Here is a 24,940-nt window from a genome sequence, read left to right as displayed (position 1 = left end):
AGGGCGTTAGGTGGTTGGTGGTTGTAGTGGTGGCGCGGTGGGTAGCGCCGTCGGCGCGGCGGCGTGCGCCGGCCAGCGCGCGCGCATGGCGCGCGGCGGCGCCAGCGGCGGCGGAAGCGCCAGCGCGAGAGCGACCACGGACGGCGCGCAGCCGCCCATCGACGCGCAATCGCCGCCCTGGCCATGGGCGCAGCAGCCGTGCGCGGAGCGCTCCGTGCAGTGCCCGCCCATCGCGGCGGACATCGCATGCGCGTGTGCGTCGCCGCGGTGCGCGGCGACGGGCATCGCCAACGCCGGCACGAACGCCTGCAGCAGCACGGCCAGCAGGCCGAGCAGGAACAGGCAGCGGCGGCGACGGGAGAACATGCCCGCAGCTTAGCCGCGCCGCCGGCCGTGCTCAACGCCGGAGCCGGCCCCACGCCCGACGCCGCGGCGCCAGCCGTCTGCCTTCTCGCGGTCGCGGTTTCAACCGCGACCGCGGCGCAGATGCCGCAGCCGCCCCCACGGAATCGCTCCATCCGGCCCGCTCGCACGGGGGTTGCCTATACTTGCGCGTCCGCCACCCCATCGGGACGCATGAACTACCGCCACGCCTTCCATGCCGGCAACTTCGCCGACGTGCTCAAGCACGCCGTGCTGCTGGGCCTGATCGAGGCGCTGCAGGCGAAGCCGGCGCCGTTGTGCTACCTCGACACCCATGCCGGCAGCGGCCGCTACCTGCTGGGCGGCGAGGAAGCGCGCAAGACCGGCGAAGCCGCCGGCGGCGTGCTGCGCCTCGCCGCCGCGCACGCGCTGCCGCCGCCGCTGCAGCGCTACCTCGACCAGGTGCGCGCGCTGAACGCGGGCGACGCGCTGGACGTGTATCCCGGCTCGCCGCTGCTCGCCGCGCAGGCGCTGCGCGCGGACGACCGCGCCGTGCTGTGCGAGCTGCATCCGGAGGAAGCGGCCAGCCTGCGCGCGCTGTTCCGCGACGACAAGCGCGTGCACGTGCACCAGCGCGACGGCTACGCCGCGCTGAAGGCGCTGCTGCCGCCGGCGGAGAAGCGCGGCCTGGTGCTGATCGATCCGCCGTTCGAGGCGCAGGAGGACGAATTCCGCGCCATCGAGGCGGCGCTGGCCGACGCCTGGAAGCGCTGGCCGGGCGGCGTCTACGCGGTGTGGTATCCGATCAAGCTGCGCCGCCACGTGCTGCCGTTCCACCGCTGGCTGGCGGCGAGCGGCATGAAGAACGTGTGGGTCGCCGAGCTGCTGGTGCATCCCGACAACACCGCGCTGCGCCTGAACGGCGCGGGCATGGCGATCGTCAACGCGCCATGGCAGTTCGAGCGCCGGCTCGCCGCGATCCTGCCCGCGCTGGCGCGCCTGCTGGCGCCGGACGGCGGCCAGCAGCGCCTGGAACGCCTGACCGGCGAGCGGGCGTAGGGCGGAAGCGCGAGGCATCGCCCGCGCGCCCCGCAGCCGCCCGCCCTATGGGATTCCGGATGAAGGAAGCGGAAGATAGGCGCGCGGTCCGGCCGCGCCGGATCGCCCGACACCACGAGGCCGCCACCATGCGTTCGTACGCCATGTTCCGTGCTCCGTTGCGCCTGCTCGCGCCGGCCGCCCTGCTGATGCTGGCCGCCTGCGCGCCCGCGCCGATCTACAAGGTCTCGCCGACCACGCTGACGGTGCCGCCGCAGCAGGTCGCCGATGCGCCCGAACGCTACGGCAACGCCGAGGTGGTGTGGGGCGGCCGCATCATCGCGGTCAACAACTATCCGGATCGCAGCGAGATCGAGGTGCTGGCCTACCCGCTGGACGGCTCGCAGCGCCCGCTGGGAGCGCAGCCGGCCAGCGGGCGCTTCCTCGCGGTGATGCCGGGCTACGTCGAGCGCTACGACTATCCCGAGGGGCATTTCATGACCCTGATCGGGCATCTCAACGGCACCCGCGCCGGCAAGGTCGGCGACCACGACTATGTGTTCCCGCTGGTGCAGGTCGGCCAGGCCCACCTGTGGACCCCGGACGAGCTGCAGAGCCGCAAGCCGGACGTGCACTTCGGCATCGGCATCGGCGTGATCAAGGGCTGGCGCTGACGCGCGACGCCCGGGCCCAGCGGCCGTGCGCGCAGCGCGCGCTACCCGGCCGACGCGCGCTCAATCGGCAACGTCGGGCTCGAAGAAGCTCCAGCGCACTTCCGGGAAGCGCGCCTTGAGGTCGCGCTCGACCGCGTTGATCGCCCCGACCACGCCGCGCGCGACGTGTTCGGGGGCGATCTCCGCCTTGACCGCCACCATCACGTCGGGGCCAAGCTGCAGGGTGATCAGGTTGAACACGCGGCCGATCTCCGCGCGCGCCTCGAGGAAGCCGAGGATCTCGGCCTTGCGCGCCGGCTCCACGCTCTGCCCGATCAGCAGCGCCTTGACCTCGATCGCGATGAACACCGCGATCACCACCAGCAGCACGCCGATCGCCAGCGTGCCGAGCGCGTCGTAGATCGGGTTGCCGGTAGCGACGGTCAGCAGCACCGCCAGCAGCGCGAGGCCGAGGCCGAGCAGCGCGGCGAGATCCTCGCCGAACACGACGATCAGCTCGCTGGCGCGGCTGTCGCGGAACCAGCGCCACAGACTGGCGCCGCCGCGCGACTTGTCGATCTCGCCGAGGCAGCCCCACATCGAGAAGCCTTCCGCGATCACGCCGAAGGCGAGCACGCCGACCGCCAGCCACGGCCACTTCATCGGTTCCGGCGCGGCCAGTTTGTGCAGGCCCTCGTAGATCGAGAACATGCCGCCGACGCTGAACAGCAGCAGCGCGACCAGGAACGACCAGAAGTACAGCGACTTGCCCCAGCCGAGCGGATAGTCCGGCGACGGCGGACGCCGCGCCTGGCGCAGCCCGAGCAGCAGCAGCCCCTGGTTGCCGCAATCGGCCAGCGAATGCACCGCCTCGGCCAGCATCGCGCCCGAGCCGGTCAGCAACGCGGCGGCGAGCTTTGCGAGGAAGATAGCGAAGTTCGCGCCCAGCGCGAAGAAGATCGCCTTCAGCGAATTGGCGGGTGCGGACATCGACGGGGCGGCGGCGGCGGCGGAGGCCGCGCAGTCTAGCAGCGCTGCGCCCGCATGCAGCCGCGGCCGCCTGCCCCAGGTCATGGCGACGCGACCAATTGCCGCACCCTCCCTCCCGGCATTCGGGCGCATCATTGACGTACATCAACCTGCGCAAGCTACGGCATCGGCACAATGCCGCCGCCCGGCGCTTCGGGAACCTCCCCATGCATCCCACCGAGACCTATAACGACCGGGTCGTACGCCTGTTCCTGCTCGCTGCCGCCGTCTGGGGCATCGTCGGCATGTCCATCGGCGTGTTCGCGGCCGCGCAACTGGCCTGGCCCGCGCTCAACTTCAACACCTCGTGGCTGACCTTCAGCCACATCCGCCCCGACCACACCTTCGGCGTGATCTTCGCCTTCGGCGGCTCGGCGCTGATGGGCACCTGCTACTACGTGGTGCAGCGCACCGGCCACACCCGGCTGGCGTTCGACCGGCTGGCCACGTTCACGTTCTGGGGCTGGCAACTGGTCTGCGTGCTGGCGATGGCGACGATGCCGTTCGGCATCACCCAGAGCAAGGAATACGCCGAGCCGGAGTGGTTCATCGACATCCTGATCGCGGTGGTGTGGGTGAGCTTCGGCACGGTGTTCTTCGGCAGCCTGGCGCGGCGGCGCATCCAGCACATCTACGTGGCGAACTGGTACTACGGCGCGTTCATCGTCGCGGTCGGCCTGCTGCACATCGTCAACAACCTGGCGCTGCCGGTATCGCTGACCAAGTCCTACCCGATCTACTCGGGCGTGGTCGACGCGATGGTGCAGTGGTGGTACGGCCACAACGCGGTGGCGTTCTTCCTGACCGCCGGCTTCCTCGGCATGATGTACTACTTCGTGCCGCGGCAGGCGCAACAGCCGCTGTGGAGCTACCGCTTCTCGATCGTCAATTTCTGGGCGCTGATCTCGGTGTACATGTGGGCCGGCGCGCACCACCTGATGTACACCGCGCTGCCGGACTGGGTGCAGTCGGTGGGCATGGCGTTCTCGCTGGTGCTGCTGATGCCGAGCTGGGGCTCCGCCGCCAACGGCCTGCTCACCTTCAACGGCTCCTGGCACAAGCTGAAGACCGATCCGGCAGCCAAGTTCATGGTGCTGTCGCTGGTGTTCTACGCCGCGTCGACCTTCGAGGGCTCGATGATGGCGATCAAGACCGTCAACTCGCTCTCGCACTACACCGACTGGACCATCGCCCACGTCCACTCCGGCTCGATCGGCTGGGTGGCGATGATCACGATCGGCTCGCTGTACGCGATGGCGCCGCGCGCGCTCGGCCGCCCGGCGATGCACTCGACGCGGGCGATGGAGCTGCACTTCTGGCTGCACACCTGCGGCCTGCTGCTGTACGTGATCTCGATGTGGGCCGCCGGCATCACCGAGGGCGTGATGTGGCGCTCGACGCAGCCCGACGGCGCGCTGACCTACAGCTTCCTCGACAGCCTGCGCGCCGTGCACCCGCTGTACATCACGCGCATGCTCGGCGGCGTGCTGGTGCTGTCCGGCATGCTGGTGATGGCGTGGAACCTGTGGCACACCGCGGCGCACGCGCGCAAGCGGCTGATCACGCCCATCCCGGTGCCGATTCCCGAACCGGTACCGCACCAGGTGCCGGCGCCGCTGCCGGCGGCCGGTTGAGGAGCGCGTCATGGCTGGTGGATACAAGTATTTCGAGGCGATCGAGAAGCACGCCGGCAAGCTCGGCATCCTGATCGCGATCATGGTCTCGCTCGGCGGCCTGGCCGAGATCACGCCGCTGTTCATGGAGGCGCACAAGGTGCACCCGGCCGAAGGGGTCAAGCCCTACGACCCGCTGCGCCTGGCCGGCAAGGACATCTACGTGCGCGAAGGCTGCTACCTGTGCCATTCGCAGATGATCCGCGCGCTGCGCTTCGAGACCCAGCGCTACGGCCACTACTCGGTGGCCAGCGAGTCGGTCTACGACCACCCGTTCCAGTGGGGCAGCAAGCGCACCGGCCCGGACCTGGCGCGCGTCGGCGGCAAGTATTCCGACACCTGGCAACGCCTGCACCTGATGGATCCGCGCGCGGTCGCGCCCGACTCCAACATGCCGGCGTTCCCGTGGCTGGCCAGGGAAACCATCGACGCCGCCGACATCCAGGCGCGCATGCGCACGCTGCGCCGGCTGGGCGATCCGTACAGCGACGCCGAGATCGCCGCCGCGCCCGAGGCGCTCAAGGGCAAGACCGCGATGGACGCGCTGATCGCCTACCTGCAGGGCCTCGGCGTCGACAACGAGCCTCACGCGCCGGCCACGGCGCAGGCGGGCGCGCGATGAATCCGATCTGGGGCCACCTGGTCGGCGTGATCACCGTGCTCCTGATGCTGACCTTCATAGGCATCTGGATCTGGGCCTGGAACGCACGCCACAAGCACGCATTCGACCGCCTCGCGCGCCTGCCGCTGGAAGGCAGCGCGGACGGCAACGACGAGAAGGACGATCGGCCATGAGCATGTTCTGGTCGGCATGGGTCATGTTCCTGGTGGTGCTGAACATGGGCATCACCCTGTTCCTGTTCCTGTGGGGCACGCGGGTCAAGATCCCGACGCTGCCCGACGGCACCAGTGGCCACGTGTGGGCGCACGGCGTGCTGCGCGAGGGCGTGCGCAAGCTGCCGCGCTGGTGGTTCGTGATGTCGGCCTGCATGTTCGCCGCGGGATTCACCTACCTGGCGCTGTACCCCGGCTTCGGCCGCTTCAAGGGCCTGCTGGGCTGGACCGCGCACGGCGAGCTGGCGCGCGACACCGCCGCCAACCAGGTGCAGCTTGCCGACCTGATGCAGCGCTTCAAGCTCTACACCGTCGAGCAGCTCGCCCACGACCCGCAGGCGGTGCAGCTCGGCGGGCGCCTGTTCGAGGACAACTGCTCCGCCTGCCACGGCCGCCAGGCGCACGGCAATCCGCTGCTCGGCGCGCCCAACCTCAGCGACGCCGACTGGCTGTACGGCGGCGACGGCAACACCATCCTCGCCAGCATCCTCGACGGCCGCCACGGCACCATGCCGCCGTTCGGCGAGGCGTTCGGCGAGGCCGGCGTGGCCAACCTCGCCAACTACGTGCTGAGCCTGTCCGGCGCGCCGCACGACGCCGCCAAGGCGGCCGCCGCGCAGCCGATCTTCACCACCGTCTGCGCCGCCTGCCACGGCGCCGACGGCAAGGGCAACCAGGCGGTGGGCGCGCCCAACCTCACCGACCACATCTGGCTGTACGGCGGCGATCTCGCCACCGTCGAGGAAACCATCCGCCACGGACGCGGCGGGCAGATGCCGGCGTGGCGCGCGCGCCTCGGCGAGGACGATGCGCGCACCGTCGCCGCCTGGGTCTACGCCAACGCGCACCGCGCGCCGGCCACGAGCCAGTGACATGTCCGCCACGCCGCTGCCCTGGTACCGCACGCCGCTGCTGTGGTTCGCCGCGGCGATCGCGCTGCTGACGCTGGGCGCGTGCGTGGCGACGATCGTGATCGCCGCGCGCTATGCCGACGAGCCGCTGCCGGTCGCAGGCGCGCAGGTACTGCGGGTGCCGGTGGCGCGCACCCCGCCGGCGCCGCCGGCTTCGCAGGCCGCGCCATGAACGCGGCGGCGGTCGCCACGGCGCGACCGCACGCTGCGGCGCCGGCGCACGCCTGCTGGCACTGCGGCGAGCGACTCGACCCCGCCGCCACGCGCTACGCCGACATCGCCGGCGTGCGCCGCCCGTTCTGCTGCCCCGGCTGCAGCGCCGCCGCGGAATGGATCGACCGCCTCGGCCTCGGTGCCTACTACCGCCTGCGCGACCAACCCGCGGCGCGCGCCGCCGAGCCCTCCGCGGCGCCGTCGCCGTGGGCGCGCCCGGAGCTGGCGCGCCACGTCGTGCGCACGCGCGAGGACGGCCGCAGCGAGGTCTGCGTGCTGGTCGACGGCATGCGCTGCAGCGCCTGCGTGTGGCTGATCGAACGCGCGGTCGGCGCCCTGCCCGGCGTCGCCGCGGTGCAGGTCAACGCCGCCGCGCGGCGCGCGCGCATCGAGTGGGACGCGACGCGCACGCCGCTGCCCGCCCTGCTCGACACGCTGACCCGCGCCGGCTACGGCGCGCGCCCGCTGGACGCGCAGGCGCTGGACGACGCGCGCCGCGACGAATCGCACGCCGCGCAGAAACGCCTGCTGGTCGCCGGGCTGGGCGCGATGCAGGCGATGATGTACGCGGTCGCGCTGTACATCGGCGCGTTCGACGGCATGGACGCGGTCACCCGCGACTTCTTCCGCTGGCTCGGCTTCCTGGTGGCGACGCCGGTGGTGCTGTACGCAGCGCAGCCGTTCTTCGCCGGCGCCTGGCGCACGCTGCGCGCGCGCCGTCTCGGCATGGACGTGCCGGTGGCGCTGGCGATCGCGCTGATCTATGCCGCCAGCCTGGTCGAGGCGTTGCGCGGCGGCGCCGAGGTGTACTTCGACTCGGTCAGCATGTTCGTGTTCTTCCTGCTCGCCGGGCGCTACCTCGAAATGCGCGCGCGCCACCGCGCCGGCGACGTCACCGACGCGCTGGCGCGGCTGGCGCCGGCCTGCGCCGACCGCGTGCGCACGGATGGCGCGCTGGAGCGCGTCGGCGCGATCGAACTCGTGCCCGGCGACCGCGTGCACGTCGCCGAAGGCGCCGCGGTGCCCGCCGACGGCGTGCTGGAAAGCGACGCCTGCCGCGTCGACGAGGCGCTGCTGACCGGCGAATCCGAGCCGGTGGCGAAGCGCCGCGGCGATGCGCTGGTCGCCGGCAGCGTGGTGGTCGAGGGACCGGCGCGCGTCGCCGTCGAGCGCGTCGGCGCCGACACCGTGCTGGCCGGCATCGTCGCGCTGACCGCGCGCGCGCAGGCCGCGCGTCCGCGCCTCGCCGCCGCCGGCGAGCGCGCCGCGGCGCGCTTCGTCGCGCGCGTGCTGGCCCTGACCGCGCTGACCGCGCTGCTGTGGAGCCTGGTCGATCCGGCGCGCGCGTTCACCGCGTCGCTGGCGGTGCTGGTGGTGTCGTGCCCGTGCGCGTTCGCGCTGGCGGTGCCGGCGGCGATCACCCGCGCGCTGGCGGTGCTGGCCGGACGCGGCGTGCTGGTGGTGCGCCCGGACGCGGTCGAGGCGCTGGCCGCGGCGACCCACGTGGTGTTCGACAAGACCGGCACGCTGACCGATCCGGCGCTGGCGCTGGACCGCATCGACGCGCGCGCCGGGCTGGCGCCCGATGCCGCGCTGGCGCTGGCCGCGGCGCTGGCGCGCGGCAGCCGGCATCCGGTCGCGCAGGCGATCGCCGCGGCCGCAGCGACGCTGCCGCTGCGCCAGGCGGAAGACGCCGTCGCGCGCGCCGGCCTCGGTCTCGAAGGCGTGGTCGACGGCCGCCGGCTGCGCCTCGGCCGCCCCGACTTTGCCCTCGCCGGCGCCGCCGAAGCCGCACTCGATGCGCGCGCCGACGCGGTGGTGCTGGCCGACGCCTCCGGCGCGCTGGCGACGCTGCACTTCGCCGAGCGCCCGCGCGCCGACGCCGGCGCCGCGGTCGCGGCGCTGCGCGCGCAGGGACTGACCGTCGAGATCCTCAGCGGCGACGCGCCGGCCAAGGTCGAAGCGCTGGCCGCGACGCTCGGCATCACGCGCTGGCATGCGCGCCAGCGCCCGCAGGACAAGCTCGCGCGCCTGGAAGCGCTGCGCCGCGGCGGCGCGCGCGTGGTGATGGTCGGCGACGGCGTCAACGACGCGCCGGTGCTGGCCGGCGCCGACGTCGCGGTCAGCCTCGGCCACGGCGCCGAACTGGCGCAGGCGACCAGCGCCATCGTGCTCAGCGGCGAGCATCTGGACGCGCTGCCCGCCGCGCGCCGGCTGGCGCAGCAGACGCTGCGCGTGCTGCGCCAGAACCAGCGCTGGGCGACGGCCTACAACTTCGCCGTGGTGCCGGTCGCGGCGCTGGGCTTCGTGCCGCCGTGGCTGGCCGCGATCGGCATGTCGGCCAGCTCGCTGCTGGTGATCCTGAACGCGCTGCGCATCGGCCGCCGCCGCGACGCGCACGCCCGCGAGGCCATCGCATGAACGTGCTGGTGGTGCTGATCCCGCTGTCGATCATCCTGATGGTCGGCGCCGGCGCGGCGTTCTTCTGGGCGGTCAACCACCGCCAGTTCGACGACATGGACACGCCGCGCCTGCTGCCGCTGACCGAGGATCCGCCGCCGGAAGCCGCCACGTCGCGCGACGACGCGGCGCCGCAGGACGACGCGCCATGACCGGCACGCCGACCATCGCCGCCGCGCTGCTGCTGGGCCTGGCCGCCTCCGGCCACTGCGTGCTGATGTGCGGCGGCATCTCCGGCGCGCTGGCGCTGGCCACCAGGCGCGGCGCCAACGGTCGCCCGCGCCCGCACCTGCTGGTCGCCTACCAGTTCGGCCGCATCGGCGGCTACGCGCTGGCCGGGCTGGCGTTCGGCACGCTCGGCGCGCTGCTCTACGGCGCGCTCGACCAGACCCGCGTGCGGCTGGTCCTGCGCATCCTCGCCGCGGCGGCGTTAGTCGCCGCGGCGTTCGCCCTGTCCGGCGGCCACGGCGTCGCCGAGCGCTTCGTCGGCACGCGCCTGTGGATGCGCCTCGCGCCGCGCGCACGCGCGCTGTTCCCGGTGGATCGCGCGACCAAGGCGCTGGCGTTCGGCCTGATCTGGGGCTGGATGCCGTGCGGCTTCGTCTACACCGTGCTGCTGCTGGCCTGGTCGAGCTTCAGCCCGTGGACCAGCGCGGCGACCATGGTCGCGTTCGGCCTGGGCACGCTGCCCTCGATGCTGGCCGCGGCGTTCGGCGGCAGCCTGCTGCCGCGCCTGCTGCAGCGCACCGCGCTGCGCCGCGGCGTGGCGGCGGCGCTGCTGACCATGGCCGGCCTGACCCTGGCCGGACCGTGGCTGGCGCACCTCGGCGTGCCGGTCGCGCTGCTGCCGTTCGATTGCGCGACGGGCGCGCACTGAGCGCGCCGCGCGCGTGAAACCGCCCTGAACCGGGCGCGTCCGGGTTAGGTGGTTTGCTCCAATGTCGCAATGCAGCATACGCGCATGACTGCGAGCTCTTCCTCCATCCGCGACCATTACGGCGTGCCCGTGCCGATCCACGCCGCCGCGCTGCCGCCGCCCACCCGCACCCGCTTCCAGACGCCGCCGCCGGCCGCGGACGAGCGCGGCGAACTGGTGCGCCTCGAGGACGGCCGCCTGCTGCGCCTGCGCCAGATCCGCGCCGCCGACCGCGCGGCGCTGCAGCGCTGCTTCCAGCGGCTGTCCCCCGACGAGGTGCGCATGCGCTTCCTGCACGTGCTGACCACGCTGTCGGACAGCACCGCCGCGCGCCTGTGCGACATCGACTGGGAGCGCGAAGCCGCCTTCGTGCTCACCGAGGACGCGCCGCCGCAGCGCGCCGAGATCCACGGCGCGGCGCGCGTCTACATCGACGCCACCACCGAGAGCGCCGAGTTCGCGATCCTGGTCGAGCGCGACTGGACCGGCTGCGGCCTGGGTGCGCTGCTGATGGCGCGGCTGATCAAGGAATGCCGCCGGCGCGGCCTGGCCGAGCTGTGGGGCTACGTGCTGGCCGAGAACCACCGCATGCTGGAACTGTGCGAGGAGCTCGGCTTCCGGCGCAGCCTGGTGCCCGGCGACGCCGGCACGGTGAAGGTCGCGCTGGCGCTGTGAGCGCGGCGCGCCGTACCGCGGCTTCGCGGTAGAATTGCGCTTCTGTGCCCGCGCTGGCCGCCCGACGGCGACCGGCGCCGCACTGCGTTTGCCGTACCCATGCCCGAGCTGATCACGCCACCGCTGCCGACCGATCCGAAACAGCGCCGCTACTGGGCCGCGCCGCACGGCTCCGCGCTGGCGCTGGCGGTGGCCGGGGCGGCGCGCCGGCACGCGGGTCCGGTGGTGTTCGTCGCACGCGACACCCAGCGCGCACGCACGCTCGAGGACGAACTGGCGGTGTTCGCCGGCGCCGAGCTGCCGGTGCTGCACTTCCCGGACTGGGAAACCCTGCCCTACGACCTGTTCAGCCCACACCCCGAGATCGTCTCGCAGCGCATCGCCACGCTGTACCGGCTGCCGTCGGTGCGCCGCGGCATGCTGGTGGTGCCGGTCGCCACGCTGCTGCAGCGCCTCGCGCCGCGCAGCTTCATCGCCGGCTCCGGGCTGGCGCTGCGGCGCGGGCAGAAACTCGACCTCGCCGGCGAACAGCGCCGCCTCGAATCCAGCGGCTATCGCCACGTGCCGCAGGTCGCCGAACCCGGCGACTTCGCCGTGCGCGGCGCGCTGATCGACATCTTCCCGATGGGCGCGGCGGAGCCGTATCGCATCGAGCTGTTCGACGACGAGATCGACTCGATCCGCACCTTCGACGCCGAGACGCAGCGCTCGCAGCAGCAGGTCGAGGCGGTCGAGCTGCTGCCGGCGCGCGAGTTCCCGCTCACCGACGAGGCGGCCAAGGGCTTCCGCAACCGCCTGCGCGAGCGCTTCCTGATCGACATCCGCCGCTGTCCGCTCTACCAGGACATGAAGGAGGGCGTGACCCCCGGCGGCATCGAGTACTACCTGCCGCTGTTCTTCGAGCGCACCGAGACGCTGTTCGACTACCTCGGCGACGACGCGCTGTTCGTGCTGGGCGAGGGCGCGCTGGACGCGGCCGAGCGTTTCCGCGCGCAGGCGCAGGAGCGCTACGAGCAGCGCGCGCACGACATCGAACGGCCGATCCTGCCGGTCGACGAGCTGTACCTGCCGGTGGAGAAGCTGCGCGAGGCGCTGAACAAGCCGCTGCGCGTCGACATCGTCGGCGCCGATCACGCGCACGCGGTCGCGCTCGGCACGCAGCCCGCGCCGGAGCTGCCGATCAACCGCAAGGGCGAGGCGCCGGCCGAAGGACTGAAGCGCTTCCTCGACGCCTATCCCGGGCGCGTGCTGGTCGCCGCCGAAACCGCCGGCCGCCGCGAGGCGCTGCTGGAGCAGCTCGCCGTCGCGGACCTGCGTCCGGTCGTTGCGGAAAGCTGGAGCGGCTTCGCCGCTCCCCCCTCACCCCAGCCCTCTCCCCGCCGGGGAGAGGGAGACAAGATGGCGACCACGGGTTCGACCCTCGCTCCCCCGCCGGAGAAGACGGGCACGGGAGTCGCCGCGGATGCAATCCCCTATCCCCGCTTGGGAGAGGGGCAGGGCGAGCGGGCGAGCGCCGCGGGCGCGCCGCGCTTCGCCATCACCGTCGCGCCGCTGGAGCAGGGCTTCGCGCTGGCCGCGCCGGCGCTGACGGTGCTGACCGAGCGCGAGCTGTTCGGCGAGCGAGTGCGCCAGGAACGCCGCCGCCGCCGCACTGCCGCGCGCGATCCGGAAGCGGTGATCCGCGACCTCACCGAGCTGGCGCTGGGCGCGCCGATCGTGCACGTCGACCACGGCGTCGGCCGCTACCAGGGCCTGGTCGCGCTGGACGTCGGCGGCATGCCCGGCGAGTTCCTCGCCATCGAATACGCCAAGGGCGCCAAGCTGTACGTGCCGGTCGCGCAGTTGGCGCTGGTCAGCCGCTACACCGGCACCGCGCCGGAGCTGGCGCCGCTGCACGCGCTGGGCGGCGACGCCTGGGAACGCGCCAAGCGCAAGGCCGCGGAAAAGGTGCGCGACGTCGCCGCCGAGCTGCTGGCGATCTACGCGCAGCGCGAGGCGCGCGCGGGCACCGCGCTGGCCGTCGACCGCACGCTGTACGAGCAGTTCGCCGCGACCTTCCCGTTCGAGGAGACGCCCGACCAGCTCACCGCCATCGAGGCGGTGATCGCCGACCTCGCCGCGCCGCGGCCGATGGACCGCGTGGTCTGCGGCGACGTCGGCTTCGGCAAGACCGAGGTGGCGGTGCGCGCGGCATTCGTCGCCGCCAGCGCCGGCAAGCAGGTCGCCGTGCTGGTGCCGACCACCCTGCTCGCCCAGCAGCACTACGACAACTTCCGCGACCGCTACGCCGACTGGCCGATCCGCGTCGAGGTGATCTCGCGCTTCAAGTCGAAAAAGGAAATCGAGGCCGCGCTGGCCAGGCTCGCCGACGGCCGGATCGACGTGATGATCGGCACGCACCGGCTGCTGCAGGCGGACGTGAAGTTCAAGGACCTCGGCCTGGTGATCGTCGACGAGGAGCAGCGCTTTGGCGTGCGCCAGAAGGAGCAGTTGAAGAAGCTGCGCGCCGAGGTCGACCTGCTGACGCTGACCGCGACGCCGATCCCGCGCACGCTGAACATGGCGATGGCGGGCATGCGCGACCTGTCGATCATCGCCACGCCGCCGGCGCATCGCCTGGCGGTGAAGACCTTCATCGCCCAGCACGACCCCGCGCTGATCCGCGAGGCGTTCCAGCGCGAGCTGGCGCGCGGTGGCCAGGTGTACTTCCTGCACAACGAGGTCGACACCATCGAGAAGACCGCGCGCGAGCTGCAGGCGCTGATCCCCGACGCGCGCATCCGCATCGCGCACGGGCAGATGCCCGAGCGCGAGCTGGAACAGGTGATGCTCGACTTCCACCGCCAGCGCTTCAACGTGCTGGTGTGCACCACCATCATCGAGTCGGGCATCGACATCCCGACCGCCAACACCATCGTGATCAACCGCGCCGACCGCTTCGGCCTGGCGCAGTTGCACCAGTTGCGCGGCCGCGTCGGCCGCTCGCACCATCGCGCCTACGCCTATCTCGTCGTGCCCGACCGCCGCGCGATGACCGCCGACGCCGGCAAGCGCCTGGAGGCGCTGGCCTCGCTGGAGGAACTGGGCGCCGGCTTCACCCTGGCCACCCACGACCTCGAGATCCGCGGCGCCGGCGAACTGCTCGGCGAGGAGCAGTCCGGGCAGATCCAGGAAGTCGGCTTCTCGCTGTACACCGAACTGCTGGAGCGCGCGGTGCGCGCGTTGAAGAGCGGCAAGGTGCCGGATTTCGATCTCAGCAGCGAGCACGAAACCGAAGTCGAGCTGCACCTGCCGGCGCTGATCCCCGACGATTATCTCCCCGACGTGCACGCGCGCCTGACGCTGTACAAGCGCATCGCCAGCGCGCCCGACGCCGAGGCGCTGCGCGAGCTGCAGGTGGAGATGATCGACCGCTTCGGCCTGCTGCCGGATGCGGTCAAGCACCTGTTCGCGATCACCGAGCTGAAGCTGCGCGCCACCCCGCTCGGCATCCGCAAGCTCGACTTCGGACCCGCCGGCGGCCGCGTGACCTTCCGCGAGAAGCCGAACGTCGACCCGTTGTCGGTGATCCGCCTGATCCAGCAGCAGCCGCGCACCTACAGGCTGGATGGCCAGGACAAGCTGAAGGTCGCCATGGAGCTGCCCGGCGCCGCCGAACGCCTGCGCGCCGCGCAGCAACTGCTCGACACGCTGGGCCTGCGCAAGGCCGCCTGAGCCCGGCGCCGTCGCGCTGGCGCGGTGCGCGCGTCCGCGTTAGGGTGCCACGCACGCCACCGGGACGCCGCCATGCCGCTGCCGCCACGCATCGCCCTCGCCGCCCTCGCCACACTGGTCTTCGCCGCACCGCTGCGCGCCGCCGACACGCCGCGGTTCTACCGCGCGCCGGCCACCGCACAGCACGACCTGCCGTTCTCCGATGCGGTGCGCGCCGGCAACCTGCTGTTCCTGTCCGGCCAGATCGGCAACCTGCCGGGCACCACCACGCTGGCGCCCGGCGGCATCACGGCCGAGGCGAAGCAGGCGATGGAAAACATCCGCGCGATCCTCGCCGCCAGCGGCGCGTCGATGGACGACGTGGTGAAGTGCACGGCGTTCCTCGCCGACATCAAGGACTGGCCCGCGTTCAACGCGGTCTACCGCGGCTACTTCAAGGCCCACCTGCCGGCGCGCAGCGCGATGGCGGCCAGCGGCCTGGCGCTGGGCGCGCGCGTCGAGGTCGAGTGCATCGCCGCCACGGGCAGGTGATCCCGGATCACCCGCACCTGCCGCAGCATGCGCTCCGCGCACGTTGCCTGCTGCCGACGTGCGCGCAGCGCACGCAGCGCCCGCGCCGACCGGCGCAGTGCACCCATCGGGGATTCCGGCGCGGACGCGCCGCGATGGCGCGGTCGCGCCGCCGCTGGACGTCGCGCCGGCGCGCGCGGATGATCGGCGCATGCCCCGCAAGCCGGCGCTTCCCGCCTTCGGCGATTGCGTGCGCGTGCCCGACGGCCGCATCGGCCGCGTGCGCGCGGTCGAGGGCGCACGGGCGCGCGTGCGCCTGCGCGATCCGTGCAGCGGCCGCTATCGCTTCCTCTGGTTCGACGCCGCGGACGTGCGCAGCGTCGCCTGCCCCGCCGGCTGGATGAGCGCGGACGGCTACCGCCGCTACTACGGCGCCACGCTGGCGAAGATGGAGCAGCGCCTCGGCCGCGCGGTCAGGCGGCGCTGACCGCCGCGCGTTCGTCGTCGCGCCGCGATCGCGGCCTGCATGCCGGAACCCATCGGGGTATGCTTGCCCCACGAGGCGCCGGGCGCCTGTCCGCAGGTCTGCCGCAGCAGCGTCGACCCGGGGTGGGGCGGCGAAGCGCCTCCGAGCCCCATGGCCATGCGGAGGGGAGCATGCCCGCCATACGCCGTACCCTGGTCACCGCCGCCTGCGCGTGCGCGCTCGGCCTCGCCGCCGCAGCGTCCGCGCAGGATCCCGCCGCAACCGCCAGTACCGCCGCCGCTCCGCAGCCGGCCGGCACCGGATCCGCCACCAACGCCGCGCCGGTCGCCGCGGCCGACGGGCCGCTGCGCCCGGTTTCGATGTGCCTCGACCCAGGCCGCATCCGCCACTGGACGGCGGTCGATGCGCGCGACATCGCCGTGCAGACCGGCGACGGCTACTACCACGTCAAGCTCGACGTGGACTGCGACGGCCTCAGGGACGGCGGCATGCTGATGTTCCGCCCGACGCCATCCACCGACGGCCGCATGTGCGGCGACAGCGGCGAAACGGTGGTGCCGGAAAGCGGCATGCTGTGCCGCGTCGCCAGCGTGCGGCCGCTGGACAAGGACGGCTACAAGGCGCTGCTCAAGGGCGGCTGAAAACGCCGCGGCCCGATCGTCGCCGACCGGGCCGCGCGGGGTATCGGGGAGACGGCCTCGCGGCTCTCAGTCGCCGTCGTCGTAGTAGCGGCCGCGGCGGTCGTCGTCGCGGTAGCGGCGGTCGTAGCGATCGTCGTCGTCGCGGTAGACGCGGCGCGTCTCGTAGACGCGTTCGACCACCACCGGCTGCGCGTAGTACACCCGCCGCGGCGCGTAATAGACCGGTGCCGGCGCCACGTAGGCCGGACGGTACCAGCCGCCGCCGTAGTAGCCGCCGTAATAACCGCCGTAGTAGCCGCGCCCGCCGCAATGATGGCAGTCGGAATAGCCGATGCTGAGGCCCGGCAACGCGATGCCGACGCCCACGCTGACGTGGCCGCGCGCGAACGCCGACGGCGTCAGCGCGAACGCCGCCAGGGCAAACGCGGCCAACCCGGCCACCCGTACACGCTGCATGTTCATGCGCCACCTCCGTTTGCGAAGGATGCTTGCGCCGCAGCGCTGAATCGCCACTGAAACGCTTGTTAACCCGATCCGGAGGCGAGCGGGCGCAGCAGCCAGCAGCCGTGGATGTCGGCGCGCCGCCCGAAATCGAACGGGATGCTGGCGCGGCTCCAGTCCTCGATCACGAAGCGCGTTGCCAGCGCCTCGGCGTCCAGGCGGAAGCGGCGGAAGTTGTTCGAGAACACGATCACGCCGTCGCGTTCCAGCCGTTCCCCGCAGGCGGCCAGCAGGCGCGCGTGATCGCGCTGCACGTCGAAGTCGTCGGCGCGCTTGGAGTTGGAGAAGGTCGGCGGATCGACGTAGATCAGGCCGTAGCGGCCGCGCTCGTTGGCGAGGAAGTCCAGTGCGTCGGCCTGCACGAGACGATGCGCGTGTCCGCTGAAGCCGTTCAGGGCGAGATTGCGCGAGGCCCAGTCGAGGTAGGTCGCGGACAGGTCCACGCTGACCGTCTCGAGCGCGCCGCCGGCGGCGGCGTAGACGCTGGCCGTGCCGGTGTAGGCGAACAGGTTGAGGCAGCGCCGGCCGCGCGCCAGCTCGCGCACCCTGGCGCGCACCAGGCGGTGGTCGAGGAACAGGCCGGTGTCGAGGTAGTCGGTGAGGTTGATGCGCAAGCGCAGCCCGCCCTCCTCCACCAGCAGGAATTCGCCGCGTTCGTCGAAGCGTCCGTACTTGGCGCCGCCCTTGCCGCGCCGGCGCTGCTTCACCGCGATGCGTTCGCGCGGCACCTCCAGCGCCTCGCCCGCGGCGCGCACCAGATCGCGCAGGCGATCGCGCGCGACGTGTTCGGGCACGTCGGCCGGGGCCTGGTATTCCTGCACGTGCAGCCAGGGCAGCGGCGACGCCTGCGGCGCCGTTTCCGGTACGGCCGTATAGACGTCGATCGCCGCGGCGTATTCGGGCAGATCTTGGTCGTAGACGCGGTAGCAGGTGATGCCTTCGCGCACCAGGCGCTTGCGCAGGTGGCGCGCGTTCTTGAGGATGCGGTTCTTCGCCATCGCCGCGCCGGCCGACAGCGGCTTCGCTTCGCGCGGCGCCTCTTCGCGCGGCGTCAGGTCGAAGCACAGCAGCGCGCACTCCAGCGCGCCGTTGTACAGCGTGTAGCGCTTCTCGGCGCGCAGGCCGATCGCGTGACCCAGCTCGGCGTCGGAGGTCAGCACCGCGGCGCGCCAGCCGGGAAAGCCTTCGCGCAGGCGCTCGCCCAGCGCGCGGTACAGCGCCGGCAGCGCGCTGCGCTCGCCGAGGCGCTCGCCGTACGGCGGATTGGTGATCACAAGGCCCGGCGCGTCGAGCCCGGCGGGGCGCTCGAGATGCGCCACGTCGCGGCGCTCGAGCTTGACGAAGCCGGCGACGCCCGCGGCCTGCGCGTTGCGCTTGGCGGCGGCGATCATCGCCGCATCGGCGTCGCTGCCGAAGAAGCAGGCGCGCAGCCCGCGCAGCCCCTCCGCGGCGCGCGCCTCGGCATCGCCGCGCAGGCGCTGCCACAGCGCGGCGTCGTGGCCGCGCCAGCGAAGGAAGCCGAAGTAGTCGCGGCGCAGGCCGGGCGCGACGCCGGCCGCCATCAACGCGCCCTCGATCAGCAGCGTGCCGGAGCCGCACATCGGATCGAGCAGCGCGCCGCCGGCGGCGTGGATCGCCGGCCACTGCGCGCGCAGCAGCATCGCCGCGGCGAGGTTCTCCTTCAGCGGCGCCTCGCCCTGGCCCTGGCGCCAGCCGCGCCGATGCAGCGGCGTGCCGGCGAGATCCAGCGACAGCGTGGCGCGATCCTTCTTCAGGCGCAGGTTGAGGCGCACGTCGGGACGCTCGACGTCGATGTCCGGACGCGCGCCGAAGCGCTCGCGGAACTGGTCGACCACCGCGTCCTTGACGCGCAGCGCGACGAACTGGCTGTGCGTCAGCGCGCTCTGCGCGCACACCGCGTCGACGGCGAAGCTGCCGTCGGCGGCGAGGTGCCGTGACCAGTCGACCGCGCGCACGCCGGCGTACAGCGCGTCGGCGTCCGGCGCGTCGAACTCGGCCAGCGGCAGCAGCACGCGGCTGGCCAGGCGCGACTCCAGGCAGGCGCGGTAGGCGGTTTCCAGCGTGCCCTCGAAGCGCACGCCGGCCAGCGCCTCGTGCGCGTCGGCGCCGAGCGCGGCCAGCTCGTCGCGCAGCAGGTATTCGAGGCCCTTGGGGCAGGTCGCGAAGAACGCGGTCACGTCACGGCGACCCGAGGAACAGACGGAACTGCGCGGCGATGTCCTCGACGTGCGCGGACAGCCGATGGTCGTCGTCCAGCAGCAGCAGGTCGGCGCCGTGGCCGCGCGCGATCGCGATCGCCGCATCGACCGGGCACAACTCGTCGCGCCAGCCGTGCACCAGCATCGCGCGCACGCGCGGCGCCATCGCGAACGGCCGCGCATAGCCGGGCAGTTCGGGCGGCGTCGCCAGCAGGAACAGGCCGGCGACCGCGCGCTCGAGCGAGGCCAGCCCGGAGACGAACGCGCCGAAGCTGGAGCCGGCCAGCAGCACGCGCTCGCCGCGCGGGATCGCCGCGACCAGGCGCTCGAGGCGCGGCTGCGCCGCAGCGGCGAGGCCGCGTGCGTCGAGGTCGCGGTAGTCCGGGCGCAGCGTGCGCCAGCCGAGCGATTCGGCGACGGCGGCCAAGGCGCTGACCTTGGTCGCGTCCGGCCCGCTTTCCAGGCCGTGCGAGAGGACGACGAGGCCGCTCATGCGGCGCATCCGGCCGCGGCCGGGCGCACGCGCGGCGCCGCGCGGCGAGGACGCGAGAATGCCGCCAGCGGTCGGGCCGGCGCGGGAAGTCTTCTGGGCATGCGCGCATGCTAGCACGCGCCCGGCGCGGCCAAGCCCGGCGCCGGCGGGTCGTGGCCCGCCCTACCCGCGCGTGCGGCGCACATGCCACACTCGGCGCATGCCCGCACCCGTCATTCTGGACTGGCCGCTGCCCTACGAGACGCGGCTCGAAGCGCGCCCCGCGTCGGCGGTCGACCTCGTCGTGATCCACTGCACCGAGCTGCCCGATCTCGCCGCCGCGCGCAGCTACGGCGAGAAGGTGCTGTACGCGGACGGCACCGGCAACAGCGGCCACTACTACATCGACCGCGACGGCAACGTGTACCGCTTCGTCGCCGGCACGCGCGTCGCCCACCACACGCGCGGCTACAACCCGCGCTCGATCGGCATCGAACTGGTCAACACCGGCCGCTATCCGGACTGGCTGGATTCGCGCCGCCAGGCGATGACCGAGCCGTACACGGCGGCGCAGATCGCCAGCCTGCGCGCACTGCTCGGCCGTCTGCGCAACGAGTATCCCGACCTGCGCCTGATCGCCGGCCACGAGGACCTCGACACCGCCGAGGTGGCGGCCAGCGACGACGCGGCCAGGCGCGTCCATCGCAAGCGCGACCCCGGGCCGCTGTTCCCCTGGGCCGAGGTGCTGGCCGACAGCGGCCTCGAGCGCCTGAAGCCGTAACGATCGCCCGCTATACTGGCAGGCCGTTTTTCGCGGATCGCGCCCCATGCCCCTGCCCGTCGTCGCCGAACTGCTCGACCTGCTCGCGCTCGAGCGTCTGGAAGACAACCTGTTCCGCGGCCAGAGCCGCGACATCGGCACGCGCTACGTATTCGGCGGACAGGTGCTCGGGCAGGCGCTGTCGGCGGCGCAGCAGACCGTCAACGGCGAGCGCCAGGCGCATTCGCTGCACGGCTACTTCCTGCGTGCCGGCGACGTCGACGCGCCGATCGTCTACTCGGTGGAACGCGCGCGCGACGGCCACAGCTTTTCGGCGCGGCGCGTGGTGGCGATCCAGCACGGCCAGCCGATCCTGAATTGCGCGGTGTCGTTCCAGGTCGCCGAACCCGGCGTCGAGCACCAGCTCTCGATGCCCGCGGTGCCGATGCCGGAAGACCTGGCGCCACCGCAGCCGCTGCCGGCGGAGGAATTCGCGCACCTGCCGGTGAAGCTGCAGCGCTGGCTGGGCATGCAGGGCGGCTTCGAATTCCGCCACGTCTGGCCGCGCGACGAATTGCGGCCGGCCAAGCGGCCGCCGCTGCAGCACGTCTGGTTCCGCCTGCGCGACCGCGTCGACGATTCGCCGGTGCTGCACCGCGCGCTGCTCGCCTACGCGTCCGACTTCCACCTGATCGGCACCGCCACGCTGCCGCACGGCATCTCCTACCTCACGCCGGAACTGCAGATGGCCAGCCTCGACCACGCGATGTGGTTCCACCGCCCGTTCCGCGCCGACGAATGGCTGCTGTATTCCTGCGACAGCCCCAGCGCGTCGGGCGCGCGCGGCCTGGCGCGCGGCAGCGTCTACAGCCGCGACGGCCGCCTGGTCGCCTCGACCGCGCAGGAAGGCCTGATCCGCCTGCGAGCGACGGAGTAAAATAGCCGCATGCGTCAGATCTACACCTCGCCGCGCCCGGAGAACATCGAGCGGGTCGTGCAGCTCCTCGCCGAGCACGGCATCGAGACCACGGTGACCGACCGCCGCGTCTACGAGCGGGCCAGCTACAGCCGCTTCAGCTACTCGGCGCGCGACACCGGCGAGGGTTGGCCGAAGGTGTGGATCACCCGCGCCGAGGACCAGACCCGCGCGCGCAAGGTGTTGCGCGAGATCGGCATCGAGCCGGCCACGCGCTACGCCAACGAGCTGGCCGCGCAACGCCAACCCGGCGCGCCCGGCCCGGCGCGCCACGCCTACGTCGCCGCGCGCGTGCGCATGGCGCTGGTAGCGGCGGTGGGCGCCATGTTCCTGCTGGTGGTGCTGAAGATGATGGGCGTGTTCTGAAACCGCCGCGTCCGTCCGCGTACGTTTTCCCGCGGTAAAGCGCGTCCTTCCCGCGGGCGGCGCGCCTCGCCCACCCCGCTCCCCGTGGGGGCGCCTGGAAATCAATGCGGCGGCGGCGCTTGTCTCCCTCTCCTCAACGGGGCTGGAGGGAGGGGGACGCGCGCAGCGCGCCTTGCCGCGGACGAGGTGCGCCCCCCCCGGCGGCCTGCGCCCGCGCCGGGAAAAATGGCAGGCTCGCGGCCCTCGCTTCCGTGACGCCCGCCCGCTGCAGCCCGGCCCCGCATGTGGCTAGAATCCGCCCATGCGCTCCGACCGCGTTCGGCTGCTCCAGACCCTGCCCCACGGCTGCGGTTACTTCCGCGGCCGCACGGCGCAGAACCTGGTGCTGGATCCGTCCGCGGCCGACCTGCCCGAGCTGTACGCCACCGCGCTGGGCCGCGGCTTCCGCCGTGCCGGCGGCCACGTCTACATTCCGCACTGCCCCGGCTGTCGCGCCTGCGTGCCGTGCCGCATCCCGGTCGACGCGTTCGAGCCCGACCGCAGCCAGCGCCGCTGCCTGGCGCGCAACGCCGACCTCGAACTGGTTCCCGCCGCGCCCGGCTTCACCCCCGAGCGCCACGCGCTGTACGCGCGCTACCTGCACGGCCGCCATCGCGGCGGCGGCATGGACGACGCCAGCGACGAGGACTTCACCCGCTTCCTGACCGCGCCGTGGAGCCCGACGCTGTTCCTCGAACTGCGCAAGGACGGCCGGCTGCTGGCCGTCGCGGTCACCGACGTGTGCACGACCGGCGTCTCCGCCGTGTACACCTTCTTCGATCCCGAAGAAGCCGCGCGCGGCCTCGGCACTTACGCGGTGCTGCGCCAGATCCAGCTCGCCCGCGAGCGCGCGCTGCCGCACCTCTACCTCGGCTTCTGGATCGATCGCCATCCGAAGATGGACTACAAGCGCCGCTTCCGCCCGCTGGAAGTGCTGCGCGGCGGCGGCTGGGAGCCGCTGTAGGCAAATCGGCGCTGGCGTCGGCCGCCGCGCGCGTTCCGCCAGCCGCCCTTCTCCGTGGAGGTTCCGACGATGCCCGCAGCCATGCGCACCTTCGTCCTCGCGCTCCTGTGCGCGACCGCCCTGCCGATCGCCGCCGCGCGCGCCGCAGGCGCGACGCACGAGCGCGACGAGATCGAGCGCCTCGAACACCTCTGGCTGAGCGCCGCACAAGCGCACGACCGCGCGACGCTGGAGCGCATCCTCGCCGACGATTTCGTCGACGTGTCCGCCAACGGCACGTTCCGCAGCAAGGCCGACGCGCTGGCCGGCGGCAACACGCCGCCCGGCTCCACCCAGACGCTGCGCGAGCTGCGCGTGCGCATCTACGGCGACTGCGCGATCGCCAACGGCATCAACGTGGTCCATTCCGACATCCAAGGCTGGACCGTGGAGGTGCCGTTCACCGACGTGTTCGTGCGCCGCGCCGGCCGCTGGCGCGCGGTGTCGGCGCAGGAGACCGCGCGCCACGACGCGGCCAGCACGGCCATGCGCTGAGCGGCGCCTGCGCGGCCGAGCCGCCGCGCTCACGCTGCGTGCGTGCGCGGCGTCGGATAGGGATGCAGCGCGTCGAGGCGGCGCGACAGGCCGTCGTCGCAGACCACGCGGCAATGCGAGCGGCGCAGTTCGCGCGGCTCGGGCACGCCGCAACTGTGCGCGATCGTGCCGACCTCGTGCATCACGTTCTTCGCGTACCAGGCGACGCGCTCGGCCTTGTCCGGCACCACCAGGCCGCGCTGCAGGCGCGGGTCGTGGGTGGTGATGCCGGTCGGGCAGGTGTTGCGGTTGCACTGCAGCGACTGGATGCAGCCCAGCGCGAACATGAAGCCGCGCGCCGAGTTGACGAAGTCGGCGCCCATGCACAGCGCCCACGCCACCTCGTAGGCGGTGATGCACTTGCCCGAGCAGATCACCTTGATGCGCTCGCGCAGGCCGGCGGCGATCAGCGTATCGACCAGCATCGGCAGCGCCTCGCGCAGCGGCAGGCCGACGCCCTCCATCAGCGTCTGCGGCGCGGCGCCGGTGCCGCCCTCGGAACCGTCGACGATGATGAAGTCGGGCGCGCTCTCGACGCCGCGCTTCCCCACCTCCTCGCACAGCTCGGCGATCCAGTCGACGTCGCCCAGCACCGCCTTGAAGCCGGTCGGCTTGCCGGACACTTCGCGCACGTGCGCGACCATGTCGAGCAGCTCGCGCACGTTGCCGATCTCGGGATGGCGGTTCGGGCTCTGCGAGTCCCGGCCCGCCGGAATGCCGCGGATCGCGGCGATCTCCGGCGTCACCTTCACGCCCGGCAGCAGCCCGCCCTTGCCCGGTTTCGCGCCTTGGCCGAGCTTGAGGCTGACCATCTTCACCTGCGCGTGCGCGCACACCTCGCGCAACTTGGCGTCGTCCAGCCTGCCGTCGGGCGTGCGCACGCCGTACTTGGCGGTGCCGATCTCGAACACCAGGTCGCAGCCGCCCTCGAGGTGGTACGGCGCCAGCCCGCCCTCGCCGGTGTCCAGCCAGATGCCGGCCTTGGCCGCGCCGCGCGACAGCGCGCGCACCGCCGGCACCGACAGTGCGCCGAAGCTCATCGCCGAGATGTTGAAGAACGCGGCGTGGCTGTACGGCTGGCGCGCATACGGGCCGATCGTGATCGGGTGCGCCTCGACCGCATCCTTCTCCAGCTCCGGAAACGCGCTGTTGGCGAAGAACGGCGTGCCCTCGATGCTGAGGTCGCGCGTCGAGCCGAAGCCGCGCGTGTTGTCCTCGTTCTCCGCCGCGCGGTACACCCAGGTGCGCTCAGCGCGGTTGAACGGCAGTTCCTGGCGGTCGAAGGCGAAGAAGTACTGGCGGAAGAACTCGCCGAGGTGCTCGAACAGCGCGCGGAAGCGGCCGATCACCGGGAAGTTGCGGCGGATCGCATTGCCGGTCTGGCTGCGGTCGAGCACGTACAGCACCGCGCCGCACACCAGCAGCACGACCAGCGCCAGCAGGAACAGGCCTGCCATCAGCTCGATCGCGAACAGCACCCAGCGCGAGAGTCCGGCTTCCATCGCTCCCTCCTTCGTCGCCGACGTGCCAGCGCGGCGGCGTCGCGTTGCGCAAGGTTCGATGGTAGCGCGACGCGCGCGGCGACGCAGGTCGCCTCGGCGCCTCAGTCGACGATGAACAGCGTCGCGCCGACGTCGGTGTAAGAGCGATGCGGCTCGGCCTGGTCGGCAACCTGGTAGCTCATGCCGGGTTTCAGCGTGAAGCTGCGGCCGTCCTCGAGTTCGGTGTGCAGCTCGCCTTGCAGGCACAGCAGGATGTGGCCCTTGCAGCACCAGTGGTCGGCGAAATAGCCGGGCGTGTACTCGACCATGCGCACGCGCACGCCGCCGAACTGGCGCGTGCGCCAATAGGCCATGCCGCGCTCGCCCTTGTGCTCGGTGCGCTCGATGCCCGACCAGTCGGTGGTGCCGAACGGAATATCGGAAAGCTGCATGTCGATTCCTGCGGCGTGGG

The 24,940-nt window shown here is 72.6% G+C and carries 27 protein-coding genes; 20 read left to right on the top strand and 7 right to left on the bottom strand.

Translation table 11 applies throughout. The annotated features are described in order from the left end of the window. Positions 1–6: 6 nt before the first annotated feature. On the bottom strand, positions 7–366 hold the full coding sequence (locus ABFC67_RS07765) for a hypothetical protein (protein WP_346737427.1): 360 nt from the start codon (positions 364–366) through the stop codon (positions 7–9). Between the two features lie 210 nt (positions 367–576). Here ABFC67_RS07765 and rlmJ point away from each other — a divergent pair, with 210 nt between their 5' ends. Together rlmJ and ABFC67_RS07755 are read left to right on the top strand one after the other, a co-directional pair. Beyond that, positions 577–1,422: a 23S rRNA (adenine(2030)-N(6))-methyltransferase RlmJ gene (gene rlmJ / locus ABFC67_RS07760; protein ID WP_346737426.1), complete on the top strand. Its 846-nt coding sequence runs from the start codon at positions 577–579 to the stop codon at positions 1,420–1,422. A gap of 128 nt (positions 1,423–1,550) precedes the next feature. After that, complete coding sequence (locus ABFC67_RS07755; protein WP_346737425.1) at positions 1,551–2,075, top strand: Slp family lipoprotein; 525 nt, start codon at positions 1,551–1,553, stop codon at positions 2,073–2,075. A gap of 60 nt (positions 2,076–2,135) precedes the next feature. On the opposite strand, the gene ABFC67_RS07750 is transcribed toward ABFC67_RS07755, so the two are convergent. Continuing rightward, entirely contained in the window at positions 2,136–3,044 is a 909-nt protein-coding gene (locus tag ABFC67_RS07750) for a cation diffusion facilitator family transporter (protein WP_346737424.1), read from the bottom strand. Positions 3,045–3,250: 206 nt separating this feature from the next. Between ABFC67_RS07750 and ccoN the strand changes: the two genes are divergently transcribed. From ccoN to ABFC67_RS07685, 13 genes are all read left to right on the top strand, one after another. After that, positions 3,251–4,717, top strand: coding sequence for a cytochrome-c oxidase, cbb3-type subunit I (ccoN, locus tag ABFC67_RS07745; RefSeq protein WP_346737423.1), 1,467 nt, complete (start codon positions 3,251–3,253; stop codon positions 4,715–4,717). A 10-nt stretch (positions 4,718–4,727) separates the two neighbouring features. Continuing rightward, on the top strand, positions 4,728–5,378 hold the full coding sequence (ccoO, locus tag ABFC67_RS07740; RefSeq protein WP_346737422.1) for a cytochrome-c oxidase, cbb3-type subunit II: 651 nt from the start codon (positions 4,728–4,730) through the stop codon (positions 5,376–5,378). Further along, a complete protein-coding gene (locus ABFC67_RS07735) occupies positions 5,375–5,551 on the top strand; it encodes a cbb3-type cytochrome c oxidase subunit 3 (RefSeq protein ID WP_346737421.1) in 177 nt (58 codons plus the stop codon). Before ccoO ends, ABFC67_RS07735 begins: the two co-directional genes overlap by 4 nt. Further along, on the top strand, positions 5,548–6,462 hold the full coding sequence (gene ccoP, locus ABFC67_RS07730; protein WP_346737420.1) for a cytochrome-c oxidase, cbb3-type subunit III: 915 nt from the start codon (positions 5,548–5,550) through the stop codon (positions 6,460–6,462). The genes ABFC67_RS07735 and ccoP overlap by 4 nt, the downstream gene beginning before the upstream one ends. A gap of 1 nt (position 6,463) precedes the next feature. Then, the gene (locus ABFC67_RS07725; protein ID WP_346737419.1) at positions 6,464–6,673 is read left to right on the top strand and encodes a hypothetical protein; all 210 of its coding nucleotides are present in this window, start codon (positions 6,464–6,466) and stop codon (positions 6,671–6,673) included. Further along, positions 6,670–9,135 (top strand): heavy metal translocating P-type ATPase, encoded by a 2,466-nt coding sequence (locus ABFC67_RS07720; RefSeq protein ID WP_346737418.1) that lies wholly within the window; start codon positions 6,670–6,672, stop codon positions 9,133–9,135. The genes ABFC67_RS07725 and ABFC67_RS07720 overlap by 4 nt, the downstream gene beginning before the upstream one ends. Continuing rightward, the gene (gene ccoS, locus ABFC67_RS07715; protein WP_346737416.1) at positions 9,132–9,326 is read left to right on the top strand and encodes a cbb3-type cytochrome oxidase assembly protein CcoS; all 195 of its coding nucleotides are present in this window, start codon (positions 9,132–9,134) and stop codon (positions 9,324–9,326) included. Before ABFC67_RS07720 ends, ccoS begins: the two co-directional genes overlap by 4 nt. Further along, complete coding sequence (locus ABFC67_RS07710) at positions 9,323–10,051, top strand: sulfite exporter TauE/SafE family protein (protein WP_346737415.1); 729 nt, start codon at positions 9,323–9,325, stop codon at positions 10,049–10,051. The genes ccoS and ABFC67_RS07710 overlap by 4 nt, the downstream gene beginning before the upstream one ends. 84 nt (positions 10,052–10,135) lie before the next feature. After that, the gene (locus ABFC67_RS07705; protein WP_346737414.1) at positions 10,136–10,765 is read left to right on the top strand and encodes a GNAT family N-acetyltransferase; all 630 of its coding nucleotides are present in this window, start codon (positions 10,136–10,138) and stop codon (positions 10,763–10,765) included. 99 nt (positions 10,766–10,864) lie between these two features. Then, positions 10,865–14,479 carry a transcription-repair coupling factor gene (gene mfd, locus ABFC67_RS07700; protein WP_346737413.1) on the top strand — a complete coding sequence of 1,205 codons (3,615 nt, stop codon included), beginning with the start codon at positions 10,865–10,867 and terminating at the stop codon, positions 14,477–14,479. Positions 14,480–14,551: 72 nt separating this feature from the next. Then, complete coding sequence (locus ABFC67_RS07695; RefSeq protein WP_346737412.1) at positions 14,552–15,010, top strand: Rid family detoxifying hydrolase; 459 nt, start codon at positions 14,552–14,554, stop codon at positions 15,008–15,010. A gap of 190 nt (positions 15,011–15,200) precedes the next feature. Continuing rightward, positions 15,201–15,476, top strand: coding sequence for a hypothetical protein (locus ABFC67_RS07690; RefSeq protein ID WP_346737411.1), 276 nt, complete (start codon positions 15,201–15,203; stop codon positions 15,474–15,476). A 170-nt stretch (positions 15,477–15,646) separates the two neighbouring features. Further along, complete coding sequence (locus ABFC67_RS07685; protein WP_346737409.1) at positions 15,647–16,117, top strand: DUF6491 family protein; 471 nt, start codon at positions 15,647–15,649, stop codon at positions 16,115–16,117. Positions 16,118–16,183: 66 nt separating this feature from the next. Here ABFC67_RS07685 and ABFC67_RS07680 read toward each other — a convergent pair whose 3' ends face one another. The 3 genes from ABFC67_RS07680 to ABFC67_RS07670 form a co-directional block, all read right to left on the bottom strand. Beyond that, positions 16,184–16,579, bottom strand: a complete 396-nt coding sequence (locus ABFC67_RS07680; RefSeq protein WP_346737408.1) for a hypothetical protein — start codon at positions 16,577–16,579, stop codon at positions 16,184–16,186. A gap of 62 nt (positions 16,580–16,641) precedes the next feature. Then, positions 16,642–18,816, bottom strand: coding sequence for a bifunctional 23S rRNA (guanine(2069)-N(7))-methyltransferase RlmK/23S rRNA (guanine(2445)-N(2))-methyltransferase RlmL (gene rlmKL, locus ABFC67_RS07675; RefSeq protein WP_346737407.1), 2,175 nt, complete (start codon positions 18,814–18,816; stop codon positions 16,642–16,644). Between the two features lies 1 nt (position 18,817). Next, the gene (locus tag ABFC67_RS07670; protein ID WP_346737406.1) at positions 18,818–19,330 is read right to left on the bottom strand and encodes an alpha/beta hydrolase; all 513 of its coding nucleotides are present in this window, start codon (positions 19,328–19,330) and stop codon (positions 18,818–18,820) included. A gap of 199 nt (positions 19,331–19,529) precedes the next feature. Between ABFC67_RS07670 and ABFC67_RS07665 the strand changes: the two genes are divergently transcribed. From ABFC67_RS07665 to ABFC67_RS07645, 5 genes are all read left to right on the top strand, one after another. Then, complete coding sequence (locus ABFC67_RS07665; protein ID WP_346737405.1) at positions 19,530–20,090, top strand: N-acetylmuramoyl-L-alanine amidase; 561 nt, start codon at positions 19,530–19,532, stop codon at positions 20,088–20,090. Between the two features lie 46 nt (positions 20,091–20,136). Next, a complete protein-coding gene (gene tesB, locus ABFC67_RS07660; protein WP_346737404.1) occupies positions 20,137–21,006 on the top strand; it encodes an acyl-CoA thioesterase II in 870 nt (289 codons plus the stop codon). A 9-nt stretch (positions 21,007–21,015) separates the two neighbouring features. Continuing rightward, on the top strand, positions 21,016–21,411 hold the full coding sequence (locus ABFC67_RS07655; RefSeq protein WP_346737403.1) for a DUF2007 domain-containing protein: 396 nt from the start codon (positions 21,016–21,018) through the stop codon (positions 21,409–21,411). 301 nt (positions 21,412–21,712) lie between these two features. After that, complete coding sequence (locus tag ABFC67_RS07650; protein WP_346737402.1) at positions 21,713–22,414, top strand: arginyltransferase; 702 nt, start codon at positions 21,713–21,715, stop codon at positions 22,412–22,414. 81 nt (positions 22,415–22,495) lie between these two features. Further along, the gene (locus ABFC67_RS07645; RefSeq protein WP_346737401.1) at positions 22,496–22,948 is read left to right on the top strand and encodes a nuclear transport factor 2 family protein; all 453 of its coding nucleotides are present in this window, start codon (positions 22,496–22,498) and stop codon (positions 22,946–22,948) included. Between the two features lie 29 nt (positions 22,949–22,977). Here ABFC67_RS07645 and ABFC67_RS07640 read toward each other — a convergent pair whose 3' ends face one another. Next, on the bottom strand, positions 22,978–24,489 hold the full coding sequence (locus tag ABFC67_RS07640; protein ID WP_346737400.1) for an FMN-binding glutamate synthase family protein: 1,512 nt from the start codon (positions 24,487–24,489) through the stop codon (positions 22,978–22,980). A 101-nt stretch (positions 24,490–24,590) separates the two neighbouring features. Beyond that, positions 24,591–24,920 (bottom strand): DHCW motif cupin fold protein, encoded by a 330-nt coding sequence (locus tag ABFC67_RS07635; RefSeq protein WP_346737399.1) that lies wholly within the window; start codon positions 24,918–24,920, stop codon positions 24,591–24,593. Between the last annotated feature and the right edge of the window lie 20 nt (positions 24,921–24,940).

The organism is Mizugakiibacter sp. (assembly GCF_039680435.1).
Classification (GTDB): domain Bacteria; phylum Pseudomonadota; class Gammaproteobacteria; order Xanthomonadales; family Rhodanobacteraceae; genus Mizugakiibacter.
Note: the sequence above shows the minus strand (reverse complement) of the source record. Positions and strands in the feature narration are given on the sequence as shown.

Bases quoted from the DNA above. Each gene is read 5' to 3' on its own strand.
- ABFC67_RS07765 (WP_346737427.1), bottom strand. From the start codon at position 366: ATGTTCTCCCGTCGCCGCCGCTGCCTGTTCCTGCTCGGCCTGCTGGCC.
- rlmJ (WP_346737426.1), top strand. From the start codon at position 577: ATGAACTACCGCCACGCCTTCCATGCCGGCAACTTCGCCGACGTGCTC.
- ABFC67_RS07755 (WP_346737425.1), top strand. From the start codon at position 1,551: ATGCGTTCGTACGCCATGTTCCGTGCTCCGTTGCGCCTGCTCGCGCCG.
- ABFC67_RS07750 (WP_346737424.1), bottom strand. From the start codon at position 3,044: ATGTCCGCACCCGCCAATTCGCTGAAGGCGATCTTCTTCGCGCTGGGC.
- ccoN (WP_346737423.1), top strand. From the start codon at position 3,251: ATGCATCCCACCGAGACCTATAACGACCGGGTCGTACGCCTGTTCCTG.
- ccoO (WP_346737422.1), top strand. From the start codon at position 4,728: ATGGCTGGTGGATACAAGTATTTCGAGGCGATCGAGAAGCACGCCGGC.
- ABFC67_RS07735 (WP_346737421.1), top strand. From the start codon at position 5,375: ATGAATCCGATCTGGGGCCACCTGGTCGGCGTGATCACCGTGCTCCTG.
- ccoP (WP_346737420.1), top strand. From the start codon at position 5,548: ATGAGCATGTTCTGGTCGGCATGGGTCATGTTCCTGGTGGTGCTGAAC.
- ABFC67_RS07725 (WP_346737419.1), top strand. From the start codon at position 6,464: ATGTCCGCCACGCCGCTGCCCTGGTACCGCACGCCGCTGCTGTGGTTC.
- ABFC67_RS07720 (WP_346737418.1), top strand. From the start codon at position 6,670: ATGAACGCGGCGGCGGTCGCCACGGCGCGACCGCACGCTGCGGCGCCG.
- ccoS (WP_346737416.1), top strand. From the start codon at position 9,132: ATGAACGTGCTGGTGGTGCTGATCCCGCTGTCGATCATCCTGATGGTC.
- ABFC67_RS07710 (WP_346737415.1), top strand. From the start codon at position 9,323: ATGACCGGCACGCCGACCATCGCCGCCGCGCTGCTGCTGGGCCTGGCC.
- ABFC67_RS07705 (WP_346737414.1), top strand. From the start codon at position 10,136: ATGACTGCGAGCTCTTCCTCCATCCGCGACCATTACGGCGTGCCCGTG.
- mfd (WP_346737413.1), top strand. From the start codon at position 10,865: ATGCCCGAGCTGATCACGCCACCGCTGCCGACCGATCCGAAACAGCGC.
- ABFC67_RS07695 (WP_346737412.1), top strand. From the start codon at position 14,552: ATGCCGCTGCCGCCACGCATCGCCCTCGCCGCCCTCGCCACACTGGTC.
- ABFC67_RS07690 (WP_346737411.1), top strand. From the start codon at position 15,201: ATGCCCCGCAAGCCGGCGCTTCCCGCCTTCGGCGATTGCGTGCGCGTG.
- ABFC67_RS07685 (WP_346737409.1), top strand. From the start codon at position 15,647: ATGCCCGCCATACGCCGTACCCTGGTCACCGCCGCCTGCGCGTGCGCG.
- ABFC67_RS07680 (WP_346737408.1), bottom strand. From the start codon at position 16,579: ATGAACATGCAGCGTGTACGGGTGGCCGGGTTGGCCGCGTTTGCCCTG.
- ABFC67_RS07670 (WP_346737406.1), bottom strand. From the start codon at position 19,330: ATGAGCGGCCTCGTCGTCCTCTCGCACGGCCTGGAAAGCGGGCCGGAC.
- ABFC67_RS07665 (WP_346737405.1), top strand. From the start codon at position 19,530: ATGCCCGCACCCGTCATTCTGGACTGGCCGCTGCCCTACGAGACGCGG.
- tesB (WP_346737404.1), top strand. From the start codon at position 20,137: ATGCCCCTGCCCGTCGTCGCCGAACTGCTCGACCTGCTCGCGCTCGAG.
- ABFC67_RS07655 (WP_346737403.1), top strand. From the start codon at position 21,016: ATGCGTCAGATCTACACCTCGCCGCGCCCGGAGAACATCGAGCGGGTC.
- ABFC67_RS07650 (WP_346737402.1), top strand. From the start codon at position 21,713: ATGCGCTCCGACCGCGTTCGGCTGCTCCAGACCCTGCCCCACGGCTGC.
- ABFC67_RS07645 (WP_346737401.1), top strand. From the start codon at position 22,496: ATGCGCACCTTCGTCCTCGCGCTCCTGTGCGCGACCGCCCTGCCGATC.
- ABFC67_RS07640 (WP_346737400.1), bottom strand. From the start codon at position 24,489: ATGGAAGCCGGACTCTCGCGCTGGGTGCTGTTCGCGATCGAGCTGATG.
- ABFC67_RS07635 (WP_346737399.1), bottom strand. From the start codon at position 24,920: ATGCAGCTTTCCGATATTCCGTTCGGCACCACCGACTGGTCGGGCATC.